The organism is Streptomyces flaveolus (assembly GCF_000716535.1).
Lineage (GTDB): Bacteria > Actinomycetota > Actinomycetes > Streptomycetales > Streptomycetaceae > Streptomyces > Streptomyces flaveolus_A.
This window is the reverse complement of the sequence record NZ_JNWV01000183.1, coordinates 1-289: the sequence shown is the minus strand read 5'-3', so window position 1 is coordinate 289 and position 289 is coordinate 1. Positions and strand designations below refer to the sequence as shown.

Below are 289 nucleotides of genomic sequence, written 5' to 3'. Positions count from 1 at the left end.
GTCCTGCACCGTCTCCACCCGCAGGCCGGTGCGCGCACCGTCCGACCCGGCCGGATCGAGCGTCTCGGCCGGGTGGCCGAGCGACCTCACCAGGACCGGAAGGACGGCGAGTTCCCGTCCGCCGTGGCCTCGCAGGGCGTCGGCGGTGTCCTCGGGGCTGTCGGGCCCGACCCACCACCACCAGGGAAGACCCGCCAGGTCCTTACGGACGGCCGCCACGGCCGGCTCGGCCACGGCCGTGGACCGCAGGCGTACCACGCCGTTGAACTGCGGGGTGGCGAGCCCGCTG

General features: G+C 75.8%; 1 pseudogene. It reads right to left on the bottom strand.

From position 1 onward, the window contains the following. Window positions 1–289: pseudogene (locus OO52_RS45765) on the bottom strand (GNAT family N-acetyltransferase); the annotation flags it as partial.